The sequence below is a fragment of the Pedobacter psychrodurus genome (assembly GCF_032678585.1).
GTDB lineage: Bacteria > Bacteroidota > Bacteroidia > Sphingobacteriales > Sphingobacteriaceae > Pedobacter > Pedobacter psychrodurus_A.
Window position 1 is genome coordinate 109195 of record NZ_JAVTSN010000019.1, and the last position, 15443, is coordinate 124637.

The window sequence follows — 15443 nt, forward strand, 5'->3', positions numbered from 1 at the left end:
GCCATCTTTTCAGATGGAGGCAATTCTTTTTGTAAAAAATTAACCGATTCGAAATGCAGCACAAGTACTATTTTTTTGCGCTTTTATTAACTATAAACTTATTATCAGGCCCCCTTGCAATTGCACAATCGCCAAATGCAAGCCTATATGAGCAGACCAGTGAAATGGGAACACTCATTGTGGGTTACGAAAGAGATGTAGATGCCATTAACGATTTCTATTATCCTTATACCGCGGGAGGTTATTATGCCTATCCAATGACCACCTTTAAAAGTCCGGAGCAAAGAAAACGGCTTCAGGATATCAATAACGATTATTTGCAAAAATTAAAGGCGGCGCCTTTCGAAACCTTTAGTGTTTATGGAAAGGTAGATTATATTTTGCTTAAAAAGGAGATCGAATCTTCGGTGTGGTTGCTCAATAAAGAAGAAACAGATTATAATGCGCTGGCTAAGTATTTCACTTTTGCCGATTCCATATATGCATTAGAGAAATTAAGAAGGAGAGGTACCTATAAAGAAGGATCTTTGCTGGCGGTGCAGATGAGTGAAACGGCAAAACAGATTGATAACCTGAGTTTAAATTTTAAAAAAGGGCGTAAACTCAAACCCGACCAGCTTAAAATGGCGGCAGCAGTGACCTTCAGTTTAAAACAGCGTTTGAAGGGTTTTTATCAGTTCTACATGGATTACGAGCCAGGTTTTACCTGGTGGGCACCCAAACCCTACGAAAGGCTCGACCTGGCATTAAACAATTATGCTAAATTATTTGCCGATAAACGCGATTCAGTTCCTTCTGTAAAAACAGATAAACCCGAAATAAAAGGTACACCGATTGGGCGTGAAGAGCTGATCAGACAGTTAAATGCCGAGCTGATTCCTTATACCCCCGAACAGTTAATCCAGCTTGCCGAAAAAGAGTTTAAATATTGCGATGAAGAGTTGTTAAAGGCATCAACGGCAATGGGATATGGAAAAGACTGGAAAAAAGCGCAGGAAAAAATTAAGAACAGTTATGTGCCGCTGGGTAAACAAGCAGAACTGATAGTTAAACTACAGGATGATGCATTGACTTTTATAAAAGCCAACGACTTGATCGCTATTCCGGCTTTGGCAGAGGAAACCTGGGGCATGGTGATGATGTCGGCCGAACGCCAGTTGGTGAATCCATTTTTTACCGGAGGTCGCGAAATCAGTATTTCTTATCCTACCAATAGCATGGAAGAAGATGATAAACTGATGAGTATGCGCGGTAACAATCCTTATTTTTCAAGAGGTACCGTACAACATGAGTTATTACCAGGCCACCATTACCAGTATTTCATCAATAACCGTTATAAAAGCTACCGCGAATCATTTAAAACCCCTTTTAGTGTAGAAGGATGGCCTTTATACTGGGAGCTTTTGCTTTACGACAAAGGTTTCGCCAAAACGCCTGAAGAAAAAATGGGCATGTTGTTCTGGAGGATGCACCGTTGCGCCAGGATTCTATTTTCCTTAAACTTTCACCTTGGTAAATGGACCCCGCAAGAATGTGTCGATTTTCTGGTCGACCGTGTTGGCCATGAACGTGCCAATGCAGAAGGTGAAGTACGAAGATCTTTTAAGGGCGATTATAGTCCTTTGTACCAGGTAGCCTATCTTACCGGCGGACTTCAGCTTTTTGCACTTAAAAAAGAACTGGTTGATAGCGGTAAAATGAGTTTTAAAGCATTTCATGATGCGGTGATCAAAGAAAACCTGATCCCCGTAGAAATGATCAGGGCTACTTTAACCAACCAACCTTTAACCCGTGATTTTACCACCTCGTGGCATTTTTACGACCAGCTTAAATAAAACAACCTAAAACCATATCCCAAACAAACAACCAACCAAACAAACAAATGAAGAACCAGGAAACCACACAGTTTAAACCCTCACTTAAATTGATGGATGCAACTATGCTTGTAGCCGGAAGTATGATCGGATCGGGTATTTTTATCGTCAGCGCAGATATTACCCGCAATGTGGGCAGTTCGGGCTGGTTATTGGTGGTTTGGCTGATTACTGGTTTTATGACCCTTACCGCGGCTTTAAGTTATGGCGAGTTAAGTGCCATGTTCCCAAAAGCTGGCGGGCAATACATTTATTTAAAAGAAGCTTATAATCCGCTCATCAGCTTTTTATATGGCTGGAGTTTTTTTACGGTGATCCAAACGGCAACCATTGCAGCAGTGGGTGTGGCTTTTGCCAAATTTACCGCATATCTGGTGCCCGCATTGAGTGAGGATCTCGTGGCTATCGATCTGGGCTTTTTTACCATTTCGCCCGCACAGCTGTTGGCCATAGCCGTGATTATATTACTTACTTATATCAACAATAGGGGTGTAAATGGCGGAAAGATTATTCAGACCACCTTCACCGTAGCCAAACTGTTGAGTTTATTTGGTCTGATCATGTTCGGGCTGTTCTTTCTGGACAAAGGCATCTGGAAGAGCAACTGGGAAAATATGTGGACTCTAGGCCCCTTATCTACCAATGGAAGTATCGGTTCTTACACTACACTGGCAGCTTTCGGAGCCATTGCTGCGGCAATGGTGGGTTCGATATTCAGTAGTGATTCGTGGCATAACGTAACCTTTATCGCTGGCGAAATTAAAAACCCGGCACGTAATATCGGTTTAAGTTTGGCTCTGGGTACAATTATCGTTACCGTACTCTACATCCTCACCAATGTGATGTACACAGGTGTACTTTCGTTGCACGATATTGCTTACGCCGATAAAGACCGCGTTGCGGTTTCGGCAGCCAACCACATTTTTGGTACTGCAGGTACCATCATTATCGCTTTGATGATTATGGTTTCTACTTTCGGCTGTAACAATGGTTTAATTATGGCTGGTGCAAGGGTATACTATTCCATGGCCAAAGACGGACTTTTCTTTAAAAAAGTCGGCACCTTGAACAAAAATGCCGTGCCTGGGTTTGGTCTTTGGATCCAGTGTATTTTTGCTTGTCTATGGTGTATCAGCGGTAAATATGGCGATCTGCTTGATATGATTTCTTTTGTGGTGGTGATGTTTTATATGCTTACCATTTTTGGGATTTTTATCCTCCGTAAAAAACGGCCTCAAGCCGACCGCCCTTACAAAGCCTTTGGTTATCCCGTATTGCCAATTATCTATATCGTAATGGGGCTGGCCTTTTGTATCCTATTGATTATTTTTAAACCTAAATTTACCTGGCCAGGTTTAATTATTACGCTGATTGGCATTCCGGTTTACTACTTCATTAAAGGAAGCATCGCCCGGCAGGATCTAAAAGTTAAAACCGATGTTAACGGTTAAGATATTGATGTTATCCATCAATATCTAAAAGGAATCTGCAAAAGCCTAGCACTATATTTACTGCAAAAAATCTATAATAATGATTTATCCCATCGTTAGAAAATCGATAGTTTTCATTTTATCAAGTTTAGCCTTTTTTCAGGCAAAAGCGCAACAGCAAATATTACATCCTTATGCGCCAGGTGCTACTGAAGTAGCCGATGCTTATCAACGATCAAATAAATTAGATACTGCACTGCGCAATATCCCAACCAATAACGATATTGTTCCTTTATGGAAAAAAGATGGTAGTGCTTTTTGGTATAAAAAGAACCTGCCAAACCGAACCTGGGAGTACTATTATGTGGATGCTGCCTCTGGAAATCGAAAAGTAGCATTTGACCACGATAAACTGTCGCAAAGTATCGAAAAAGCGATAGGTAAAAAACAGAATCCATCAAAACTTCAATTCTCCGAACTGTATTTTGCTGATCAAGGCAATAATGCCATCCTAAAAATGCAGGATAAATGGTATCGGCTGAATTTGAGCGATTACAATTTAACTGAGACTACAGACACCAGTATTTACCGCTATAATGCAAAAAGACCTCTACAGCAAAGGCGATCGCGTTGGCAAAGAAACCGCGAAGGCCGGAAATCGCCAGATGGGAAAAATGAAATCCTGATCCGCGGAGGAAATTTATATGTCGTAGATGTGGCTACAAAAACTGAAACCCAGTTAAGTACCGATGGCAATGCCGAAAAGCCTTACGGTGATTATGCTTGGTCGCCGGATAGCAAAAATATTATCGCTTATAAAACTGATCCCAAAGAGATTAAAAAAGTGCATTATGTATTGAGTTCAGTTCCGGGTACTACACGTGGCGAATTAAAATCAAGGGAATATGCACAGCCAGGTGATGATTTTACGGCTTATCAACCCTACGTATTTAATTTAGCGGCTAAAAGGGCCACTAAAATAGATGCTGATCCAATTGATTTTTTTGGTCCACCCGAATTGCATTGGCGTGCAGGCAATAGCAGGTATTACAGTTATGAAAAAGTAGACCGCGGTCACCAGCGCTTCAGGGTAATTGAAGTAGACGTAACTACCGGCAAAACCAAAAATATCATTGATGAAAAAACAAAAACTTTTATTTACGAAAGCCGCATTTATACCCGCTATCTGCCTAAAACAAACGAAATGTTATATACCAGTGAGCAGGATGGATGGCAACATCTTTATCTGGTAAATACCCTTAACGGAAAACAATCTTTAATTACCAAAGGAAATTATGTAGTGCGGGAGATTGATAGTATAGATGTGGTAAAACGCCAGGTTTGGTTCAGGGCATCTGGAATGAATGCTGGAGAAGATCCCTACTTTATTCATTATTACCGCATTGGTTTTGATGGGAAGGGTTTGGTAAACCTCACACCTGAAAAAGGTAACCACAACCTCAGCTTTTCTCCCGACCGTAAATATTATATCGATACCTATTCTAAGGTAAATGTGCCACCTGTTAGCGAATTGAAATTAACGACCAGCACTAAAAAGGTAACGGAATTAGAGCATGGAAAAACAGACAGCTATTTGGCTACAGGAGTAAAATTGCCAGAAGTTTTTGTGGCCAAAGGAAGAGATGGCACGACCGATATTTGGGGCGTAGTTTGTTTCCCTTCAACAATGGATATCAATAAAACCTATCCGGTTATCGAAAATATCTATGCAGGTCCACAGGATAGTTTTGTGCCAAAGAACTTTTTGCCGGCAAGCGAAATGCAAAGCATAGCCGAACTTGGTTTCATTGTGGTGCAAATAGATGGGATGGGTACGGCTAACAGATCAAAAGCTTTTCATGATGTGTGTTGGAAAAATTTGGCCGATGCCGGGCTGCCTGATCGGATATTGTGGATGAAAGCCATGGCAACAAAATATCCAAATGCAGACATTACACGCGTGGGCGTTTATGGAACTTCAGCAGGAGGACAAAACTCAACAGGTGCATTATTGTTTCACCCTGAGTTTTATAAAGCTGCGGTTTCTGCCTGTGGCTGTCACGATAATCGTATCGATAAACAATGGTGGAACGAGCAATGGATGGGCTATCCTGTTGGCCCGCATTATGGCGAACAATCGAATATTACCAACGCAGCGAAATTGCAGGGAGATTTGTTTCTGATTGTTGGCGAGGCCGATGAAAATGTGCCACCAGAATCAACCTATCGACTTGCGGATGCACTGATCAAAGCCAATAAGGATTTTGATATTTTAAGCATTCCAGGTATGGGCCATAGCGATGGAGGTACTTACGGACGTAGACGAAAACGTGATTTCTTTGTGAAACATTTATTGAATGCCGAACCACCAAACCCGAATGTTACAAAGTAGATTAGTTCAATAGTCATTAATTCATTGGTAACTGCAAACTAATAATTGGAAACTGGATAATTTGTTCATTCGTCATTGGTTCACTCGTCATTGGTAACTGCAAACCAGAGATTATTAGTGGAAATTATTTATATCGATAAATTGACTCCGGACTCCTGACTGTTAACAAACGCATTGCTTAACAATAAATGAAGATTTAAGTAATACAATGGTTTACGCATTCAATACTTGTTTATTAAAACCTTCAAAAGGCCTTTGGTTCCTTTTGATATTAGTTGCAACCAATTGCCTTGATATTTTTGCTCAGCAAGTTCAGCAACCCGGTAATGGCAATCCCATTATACCAGGATATTTTGCAGATCCTACAGTAAAGAAATTTGGTGATACTTATTATGTTTATGCCACAACAGATGGTAATGGCGGTGGTTTTGGCCCTTCCCAGGTGTGGATGTCTAAAGATTTTGTGAATTGGCAATTACAAGACATGAACTGGCCCACTGCCCACCACTATTGGGCACCCGACGTAACGCAAGGTAGTGATGGCAAGTATTATCTTTACTACTGTAAGCCCGTAGAGATATTTGGCGCTTCGGCCAATACACCAGTTGGCCCGTGGACCTCACTTTTGCCTAAAGGAATACCCATTGTTCCCAATTTTTTAGTGCCTAATGTAATTACACTCGATGGGCAGACTTTTAAAGATGATGACGGGAAATATTATATGTATTGGGGAACCTGGGGCATCTATCCCAATCACGGTTGTGGCGTAGGTCTGCTCAATCCCGATATGAAATCGTTTGAAAAAACCGCGCAAATCCCCAATACTGTTGCAAAAGATTTTTTTGAAGCACCTTTTATGTTTAAAAGAAATGGGATTTATTATTTAACCTATTCTTCAGGTTATTGCGAAGACGGTTCTTACCGCGTTCAATATGCGATGAGCAAAACCGGACCTATGGGGCCATTTGTGTTTGGGAAAAACAATCCTATTCTGACCACCAATAGTGATGGTAGTGTGCACGGCCCGGGGCACGAATCTGTTTTGCAAGAGAACGATAATTTCTACATGATCTATCATCGCCACAATAACCCACATGCAGGGGGAGGTTATCACCGGCAAATTGCAGCTGATAAAATGGAATTTGACGAAGAAGGCAACATTAAAACACTTGTGCCTACGCACACTGGTATTGGATTTTTGGGAAAAGATGTAAATCCGCATCGAAATCTGGCCTTGGGAGCAAAAGTAAAAGCCTCATCATTTTATAGCGATGATTTTAAAGCAGAATTTGCGATCGATGATAATAACGGTACGCTTTGGAAGGCTAAGAATAATATTGGTCCGGCTACATTAAACATAGATCTGGGAAGTATAAAATCAATAAAAAGTATTCATACACAATTTGAATATGCAACCTGGTATTATCAATACCTAATCGACTATTCTATTGATAACAAAACATGGCTCCGTTATGCCGACAAGCGCAAAAACACGCAGCACGGAAGTCCGATGGTCGATTTTAAATTGGTAAAAGCCCGTTATGTGAGATTGAAAATATTAGAAACCGAATACCCGGGTTTAAATAAAGGGATATGGAATATTAAAATTTTCGATAACGACGAATATAAGCCTGCTACGCTTACCGCTGTTAAAAAGCTGGAAGATTTAAGCCGATATCACCCGAAGGGATTGCTGGTAGACATCGACGCTTCGAAATTTGAAATTGGTGAAACCATACACCATTGGCAAAATAATGGGAAATTGAAAGGCGACTTTACCGCCTTACATCGCGATCCCGTAACCGCCATTATTGCCGGCAAAAAAGCGGTTGTTTTCGAGTCAAAATCAGGAATGAAATCAAACTTTATTGCACCCCTATCATTAAAGGGAAACAGTAGTTTTAGCGTAGCCATGTGGTTATACAATCCTGATATTGCTGCAGAAGAACCGCTTTTAGCCTGGACAGCCAGAGGTGGGGTAGATCTAACAAATGCTTCAATCGGTTATGGTTCACATCCAAAGTGGGGAGCTGCATCACACTGGGGCTGGCCAGATATGAAGTACAACAATTTGCCGGTAGCAGGCAAATGGCACCATATCGCACTCACCTTTGACGGAACAATGGAACGTTTGTTTGTTGATGGGAAGTTAGATCATGAAGAACGAAAAATGCTCTTTATCGACAACCTGAGTCATTTTTTTCTTGCCGTAAATGAAGATGAAAGTGCTGGCTTTTCAGGCGCTTTAGCCAATCTGAAGATGTACGATATACCATTAAGCGCAGTTGCCATAGCCCGTATGGCTAAAGCGGAAAGCCAAAGTCATGCAGCCATTTATCTTAACGCAGCGCCTTTGGAAGATGGACCGATAAATAACTGGAAAAATGAGGGCTATGTATTGGGAAGTTTAACCACTAATGCTATTAGCCCAATAGTAGGCGTTACAAAAGGCTTAATGGGGATTACGCTGCATAAAGAAAATCAATTACAATTCAATCGTTCCAATATTTCGCCCATTAATTTATCAAAACCTTTTTCGTTTGTGATGCAAACGTACGCAGACCGGTCTGGGAAGATTACTTTAAATTTGGGTAAAAGCCTGGGCGTATTGCAACTTATCGGGAAGGAAAAATGGTCCAATGTGATGGGCGTCTTTGACGGAAAATCATTCAAACTCTACATGGATGGAATAGCCCAAAAGAAAATTGATTTGGCTAAAAGCCTGAACAATGATTTTTTCATTAAAGCCCAAAATACTGATCATACAATAAGTGCTTTTTATCTTTACGATTACGCATTCAATACCATACAGGTAAAAAAGCAATATCAAGATTGGGCTTCAAATTTATCCAATGAGACAAAAACTTTTTTTGCTGAAAAACCTCATGCAGTTTCTCCTGCAATGATTAGTATGCGTGCTGCGCCAGTTAAGTTACCAGGCAGCCACATCCAGTATCAGTTTACCGAAAGCCATAGTAAGCGTAAAAGTGGTTGGATAAATTCAGCCGACTATATCGATTATAATATTATGGAGAATAGTCACTATACCTATACCGTACAGGCTAAAGACCATTTGGGAAATGTTAGTCAAGCTGCTAATCCTGAACAAGTGAGTACAGCACTTAATCTGTTCGATATTAAAAACGATGAGTCAGATATACATTACGATAGCACGGGTAAAAGTATTTCATCAACTTTTTGGGATGGCCTGGAAGGGAAAGTTGATCAGCTAATTAAAAAGGATAAAACAATTAAACTTGCCTCTACCAAAACCTTTTGGGATGGCGCTAAACCACTGGGGCCATTTCTGTTTAAAAACATAGTGGGCGATTTTATCGCTGAAGTAAAAATATACGACCTTAGCGGCCTGAAAGAAAAAAAAGCAAATGGTGCAAATGATGTAGGATTGATGGTGCGAAGTGATACCAATAAAACCTTAATTCAGAATAGTGTAATGCTCGGATGGAATATTGGTAACATCACCACGAATTTAGACGCTAATGGCCGGAAACAGGAAAATAATGCCTCTGGATGGAATTTCTTCCCCTACTTACAAATTCAAAGAAGAGGGAGTGTTTTTTATATGCGCGGAAGTAACGATGGTAAAAATTGGAAAGAATTACCAGGAAGCCCCATAACCTGGCAAGGTGTAGGAAGAAATGAAGTTCAGGTTGGGCTTTACCAGGCCACCTATGGCGAAAATAGTGGCTATGGCACGTTCAGTAATTTTAGCGTGATACAACAGAAATAATGGTTAGATGTTCAGTTTTACCCAAAACTTTGATTATTTTTCCCTTCTAATCAATCACACGTTAATCATCATGTTGCGAAAAGCCAAAATACCAGTTCTTTTTTTACTTATTCTGTTGTCAAACGTTTTTGCAGCCAGTGCTTCAAAAATAGATTTCTACCAGATTAAGATTTACCATTTAAAAACCGATGTGCAAGAGAAAACGGTAGATGGTTATTTGCAAAAAGCTTATTTGCCTGCGTTGCACCGTGCAGGAATTGCTAAAGTAGGCGTTTTTAAGCCAGTTGTAAGTGATCCCGCTGCGGTTGTAGAAAAATTGATTTATGTATTTATTCCGTTAAAATCATTCAATGGAATTCTGGAGCTTGATAAAAAGCTGGCTAAAGATCAGCAATATGCCATTGATGGTAAAGCTTATGTAGAAGCAGCTTATTCGGACGTTCCTTACGAACGATTAGAATCAATTGTTTTAAAAGCCTTTGAAGATGCCCCCAATTTTATGTTGCCAAAGCTAAAGTCTCCGATGAAAGAGAGGGTATATGAATTAAGAAGTTACGAAGCGCCTACAGAAAAATATTTTCAGAATAAAGTGCGAATGTTCAATAAAGGTGATGAAATAGGCCTGTTTAAAAGACTTAATTTTAACGCCGTATTTTATGCAGAAGTAATATCAGGCAGTCGCATGCCTAATCTGATGTATTTAACCACATTCGAAAATAAAGCAGATCGGGATGAGCATTGGAAGGCTTTCTCCGCAGATGATTACTGGAAAAAACTTTCTGTTTTGCCAGAATATCAGCACAATGTTTCTAAAAACGATACCAAGTTTGTTTACCCAACAGATTATTCAGATATTTAAATAATAAGCTTAGAGACTAAAGCTAAAATACCAAAGCATCAGACTTAATGCCCTTAATTTTTAATTGTGAAAACCCGGTAGCTAAAAACTGAGCTGAAACCAAAGATTAATGCAAGTAGCCAAACTCCGTGTTTCCCAGCCTGAACGGCCAGGCAGGCGTGGCAAAAAAAGGCAATAAACACCTACAAAAGCTGCACTTTGTTTTCTCGCTCAGTTGAAATCAATTGATTAATCGTATCCAAAAACTTTGAAAAATCTAATGGTTTAGGCAGGAATTTACATCTGTTGGCAAAAATATCAATAGCCTCGTGACCAGGCTCGCCTAAAATCACCACAAACTTAAAACTGTTTTTCAGCATTCTGGCCACATCAATCCCTGAAATGTCCATCTGGATATCCAAAAAAAGGAAATCAACTTTTCCATAACTCCAAAAGGCACCCATGGCATCTACCAGATCTGTAAAACTACCCCGAAGGTTAAGTTTATCTATTTTGGAAATAAAGTGTTCAAAAAGCGGTTTACTTATGCGGCTATCATCTATAACTACGCAGCTATATAATTGTGGTACTGAAAGATTCATTAATAGTTGTTTTGTTTTGTCTATGCAAAATGCTTGCCATATGATTGCTTTTGATGTTTTAAATAAGATAATAAAGGATATTAATTGATTTAAAACTACATTCAGGAATAAATAATTCAATTTTTGTTTTTCCTCATTTAAAATGTTTTGTCGCAGTGATATTGCTGACTGCGGGTATTTTGGTCTTTTTTATCCTTATTTGCAACTTTGGTTTTTACAGTGTATGAAATTATTGCCGAGATAAACTGTGTTGAAATTTTTACACATCATGTAGTTAAATGCGATGTTCCTTATGCCCAATGTATTGAATATAGTATAGCGCATGATAGTTAACAGATTGGTCTATTACGTTTGTATCGAATATAAATGGACTTAAATTTTTGACCACTGGCCGTTGATTAATTCATATAGGTTTTTGAAAATTAATTTTTTCGTAATTGAATAGTCTTAATGCTTTTAATTTTTTGATGATTGAAAAACATAAGTATTTCTCGGTAAAAAATAAGATAGACAAACGATTGCGCGGTTTTTGTGCTTAAAAATGCACCTTTTCCTATCCTGTGTTTGTTAACTTTATCCTATAACAGCTAAACTATCGGCTTGCGCTAAATATAAACACATAACCAAATCAAACTATTAATGACCCTGCATTCCTTTTACAAACATTTTAGAATTACCATTCCCAAAAACGTTGTTTCAGCGTGTACTTTACTTTTGCTTGCCTGTCCATTTTTTGTTGTTGCGCAATCAGCGGCTCAAAAATCCAATCAGGAAGTTCAAAAAGTGACGAAAATAATCAGTGCGAAAAAGATAAACACTACAACAGTAGAGTTGTTGTTGTCCGATAGTCAGCGTTTAACCTTAGATTTTTATGGTGAAAACATTTTCCGGCTTTTCCAAGATCCCGCTGGAGGTTTTATCCGCGATCCGGAAGCAAAACCTGAAGCTAAAATTTTGGTGGAAAATCCGCGTAGACCAGTTTCAAAATTGGAAATTAAAGATGAGAACAATCAGCTATTTATATCTACAGGTAAGATTACCGTTCTGATCGATAAAAATACGTCGCTGATCAAAATAATTAACCTCGCTACACAAGCGGTGGCGGTTGAAGAACTGGCACCCATTCAGTTCGAAAAAGGGAAAGTTACCCTCACCCTAAAGGAAAATCCGCAGGAATATTTTTATGGTGGTGGCGTGCAGAATGGCCGTTTCTCTCATAAAGGAAAAACCATAGCCATCGAAAACCAAAACAGCTGGACCGATGGTGGAGTTGCCTCTCCAACACCTTATTATTGGTCTACCAATGGTTATGCTGTAATGTGGTATACCTTTAGTAAAGGGAAATACAATTTTGGTGCTAAAGAAAAAGGATTGGTTAAGCTGGCACATGAAACCGATTATCTGGATGCTTTTTTCATGATTAACGATGGTGCAGTGCCTTTGTTGAACGATTTTTATCAGCTTACGGGGAACCCAATATTGCTTCCAAAGTTTGGTTTCTACCAGGGGCATTTAAATGCTTATAACCGCGATTTTTGGAAAGAAGATGAAAAAGGAACGCTATTTGAAGACGGCAAACATTATAAAGAAAGTCAGAAGGATAATGGTGGTATAAAAGAATCGCTTAACGGAGAAAAAAACAATTATCAGTTTTCGGCCCGTGCAGTGATCGATCGTTATAAAAAAAATGATATGCCTTTGGGCTGGATACTGCCAAATGATGGTTATGGTGCAGGTTATGGTCAAACGGAAACGTTAGACGGAAACATTGAGAACTTGAAAAGTTTTGGCGATTATGCCCGTAAAAATGGGGTGGAAATTGGTTTGTGGACACAATCAGATCTTCATCCAAAACCTGAAGTAAGTGCATTATTGCAACGCGATATCATTAAAGAAGCCAGAGATGCCGGTGTTCGTGTATTAAAAACGGATGTGGCGTGGGTTGGCGCCGGTTATTCATTCGGATTGAACGGTGTTGCCGATGTAGCCCAGATTATGCCTTATTATGGCAATAGCAGCAGGCCTTTTATCATTTCGTTAGATGGTTGGGCAGGTACACAACGTTATGCAGGTGTTTGGTCGGGCGATCAAACTGGTGGTGTTTGGGAATACATCCGCTTTCATATCCCAACGTATATTGGTTCTGGTTTATCAGGTCAACCCAACATTACTTCGGATATGGATGGTATTTTTGGAGGTAAAAACCCGACCATTAATACCCGCGATTTCCAGTGGAAAACCTTTACGCCAATGGAATTAAATATGGATGGCTGGGGTGCCAATGAAAAATATCCGCACGCTTTAGGCGAGCCTGTTGCTTCGATTAACCGCAATTATTTAAAATTGAAATCGGAACTGATTCCGTATACCTATAGCGCAGCAAGAGAAGCTGTTACTGGCTTGCCGATCATCAGGGCTATGTTCCTGGCGTATCCGAATGCCTATACCAAAGGTAGCTCCACACAATATCAATACCTGTATGGCCCTTCTTTCCTGGTTGCGCCAATTTATCAGGCCACTAAATCAGACGATAAGGGGAACGATATCCGCAATGGTATTTATCTGCCTGAAGGAAGCTGGATCGATTATTTTACCGGAGAAAAATATGCAGGAAACAGCATCCTTAACAGTTTTGATGCTCCTCTATGGAAATTGCCCGTATTCGTGAAAAACGGCGCGATTATTCCGATGACGAATCCAAATAACAATGTTGCAGAGATCAATAAATCAAACAGGTCATATGAAATTTATCCTTTCGGAAAAACTTCATTTACAGAATATGATGATGATGGCGCAACTGAAGCCTATAAATTAGGTAAAGGTGTTTCTACTTTAATCGAATCGGAACTGGATCAAAAGAATAATGTTATCCTTACTATCCATCCTTCAACAGGAGATTTCGAAGGTTTTGTGAAGGAAAAAACAACATCCTTTGTGATCAACCTAACCGAAAAACCGAAAAGGCTTGTTGCAAAAGTTGGGAACAGTAAAATTAAGTTGACGGAAGTAAACTCGAAAGACGAATTCTTAAAGCAGGCAAACGTATATTTCTACGAGGCTGTGCCGAATTTAAACCGTTTTGCCACAAAAGGCAGTGCGTTTGAAAAAGTAGCGATGGTTAAAAATCCACAGTTATTGGTAAAACTCCAGCCTACTGATATTACCGTAAACCCGATTACGCTTAACATCGATGGCTTTAAATATGAACCAGCAGATAAACAACGCATTTCAACAGGGAAATTAGCAGCTCCACTCAATGCCAGTATCAGTGATAAAAACAGAGAAGCATATACGCTAACACCAACATGGAAAAAGGTCGATAATGCAGATTTCTATGAAATCGATTTTAACGATATGCATTATACTACCATTCGCGATACGGCTTTGTTATTTGACGGACTATCGGCAGAAACACCTTACACATTTAAATTGCGCGCAGCAAATAAAGATGGTTACTCAGACTGGACCGAAATTAAAGCAACTACAAAATCTAATCCGCTAGAATTCGCCATACAGGGTATTGTGGCCGAAACCACAGCAGAGAACCAGGACGGCGATGGTATCACTAATCTGTTCGATTTTGATGAAGGCAATATGTGGCATACAAAATGGGGTGCCAAGGCAGTCCCTTTTGATATGATACTGGATCTGAAATCGGTAAATCAGCTTGATAAATTTCATTATCTGCCACGTTCGGGAAGAGGAAACGGGATATTGTTGAAAGGTAAAGTTTACTACAGCAACAATAAAGAAAACTGGACAGATGCAGGTGCATTTGAGTGGGCAAATAACGGTGATGTTAAAATATTCAATTTTACCGCACATCCAACCGCGCGTTACATTAAAATTACTGTTGCCGATGGTGTTGGCGGTTTTGGCTCTGGTCGCGAACTGTATGTATTTAAAGTTCCGAGCACTGAAAGTTATCTTCCAGGCGATATCAATAACGACCGTTTAATTGATAAAAATGACTTCACCTCTTACATCAATTATACCGGATTAAGAAAAGGTGATGCAGATTTTGAAGGCTATATCAGCAATGGCGATATCAATAAAAACAACTTGATTGATGCCTACGATATTTCGGTTGTGGCTACGCAACTCGAGGGCGGTGTAAGTGATGATAAAATTGATAAAATCTCAGGTAAACTGGAGATCAGTACTGTAAAACAGAGTTATAATAAAGACGAAATTATAGAAATTAAGGTAAGAGGAATCAATCTGAAATCGGTAAATGCGCTAAGTTTTGCGCTTCCGTACAATGCACAGGATTATGATTTTGTCAGCGTTCAAAGTTTAAATACCAAACAGATGGATAACCTCACCAACGATCGCCTGCATACCAACGGCGCGAAAGTTTTGTATCCAACTTTTGTAAACCTGGGTAAAAGGGAGGCTTTAAGCGGAACTTCAGATCTGTTTATCCTAAAGTTAAAGGCAAAACGTAAGCTGCAGTTCGGACTTAAACTTAGTGAAGGCATTTTAATAGATAAGAATCTCAATTCTGTTAAATTTTAGTTAGTAGTGATTTATTTTGAGAAAGGGGCCGATTTTAT

7 protein-coding genes are annotated in these 15443 nt (G+C 39.6%); 6 read left to right on the top strand and 1 reads right to left on the bottom strand.

Annotated features, from left to right (window positions below; all coding sequences use genetic code 11):
- The first annotated feature begins 53 nt into the window (after nt 1–53).
- The 5 genes from R2S57_RS14255 to R2S57_RS14275 all read left to right on the top strand — a co-directional run bounded on the left by R2S57_RS14255 (nt 54) and on the right by R2S57_RS14275 (nt 10306).
- The gene (locus R2S57_RS14255; protein WP_316845626.1) at nt 54–1835 is read left to right on the top strand and encodes a DUF885 family protein; all 1782 of its coding nucleotides are present in this window, start codon (nt 54–56) and stop codon (nt 1833–1835) included.
- Nucleotides 1836–1882: 47 nt separating this feature from the next.
- Nucleotides 1883–3325 carry an APC family permease gene (locus tag R2S57_RS14260; protein ID WP_316845627.1) on the top strand — a complete coding sequence of 481 codons (1443 nt, stop codon included), beginning with the start codon at nt 1883–1885 and terminating at the stop codon, nt 3323–3325.
- Nucleotides 3326–3404: 79 nt separating this feature from the next.
- Nucleotides 3405–5696 (top strand): S9 family peptidase, encoded by a 2292-nt coding sequence (locus R2S57_RS14265; RefSeq protein ID WP_316845628.1) that lies wholly within the window; start codon nt 3405–3407, stop codon nt 5694–5696.
- 208 nt (nt 5697–5904) lie between these two features.
- Nucleotides 5905–9447, top strand: a complete 3543-nt coding sequence (locus tag R2S57_RS14270; RefSeq protein ID WP_316845629.1) for a family 43 glycosylhydrolase — start codon at nt 5905–5907, stop codon at nt 9445–9447.
- A 115-nt stretch (nt 9448–9562) separates the two neighbouring features.
- Nucleotides 9563–10306 (top strand): NIPSNAP family protein, encoded by a 744-nt coding sequence (locus R2S57_RS14275; RefSeq protein ID WP_316845630.1) that lies wholly within the window; start codon nt 9563–9565, stop codon nt 10304–10306.
- 182 nt (nt 10307–10488) lie between these two features.
- On the opposite strand, the gene R2S57_RS14280 is transcribed toward R2S57_RS14275, so the two are convergent.
- The gene (locus R2S57_RS14280; protein WP_316845631.1) at nt 10489–10887 is read right to left on the bottom strand and encodes a hypothetical protein; all 399 of its coding nucleotides are present in this window, start codon (nt 10885–10887) and stop codon (nt 10489–10491) included.
- Nucleotides 10888–11526: 639 nt separating this feature from the next.
- Between R2S57_RS14280 and R2S57_RS14285 the strand changes: the two genes are divergently transcribed.
- Nucleotides 11527–15405: a TIM-barrel domain-containing protein gene (locus tag R2S57_RS14285; protein ID WP_316845632.1), complete on the top strand. Its 3879-nt coding sequence runs from the start codon at nt 11527–11529 to the stop codon at nt 15403–15405.
- The last annotated feature ends 38 nt before the right edge of the window (nt 15406–15443 follow it).

Excerpts from the sequence above, each read along its gene's own strand:
- R2S57_RS14260 (WP_316845627.1), top strand. The coding sequence starts at position 1,883 with ATGAAGAACCAGGAAACCACACAGTTTAAACCCTCACTTAAATTGATG.
- R2S57_RS14255 (WP_316845626.1), top strand. The coding sequence starts at position 54 with ATGCAGCACAAGTACTATTTTTTTGCGCTTTTATTAACTATAAACTTA.
- R2S57_RS14285 (WP_316845632.1), top strand. The coding sequence starts at position 11,527 with ATGACCCTGCATTCCTTTTACAAACATTTTAGAATTACCATTCCCAAA.
- R2S57_RS14265 (WP_316845628.1), top strand. The coding sequence starts at position 3,405 with ATGATTTATCCCATCGTTAGAAAATCGATAGTTTTCATTTTATCAAGT.
- R2S57_RS14270 (WP_316845629.1), top strand. The coding sequence starts at position 5,905 with ATGGTTTACGCATTCAATACTTGTTTATTAAAACCTTCAAAAGGCCTT.
- R2S57_RS14280 (WP_316845631.1), bottom strand. The coding sequence starts at position 10,887 with ATGAATCTTTCAGTACCACAATTATATAGCTGCGTAGTTATAGATGAT.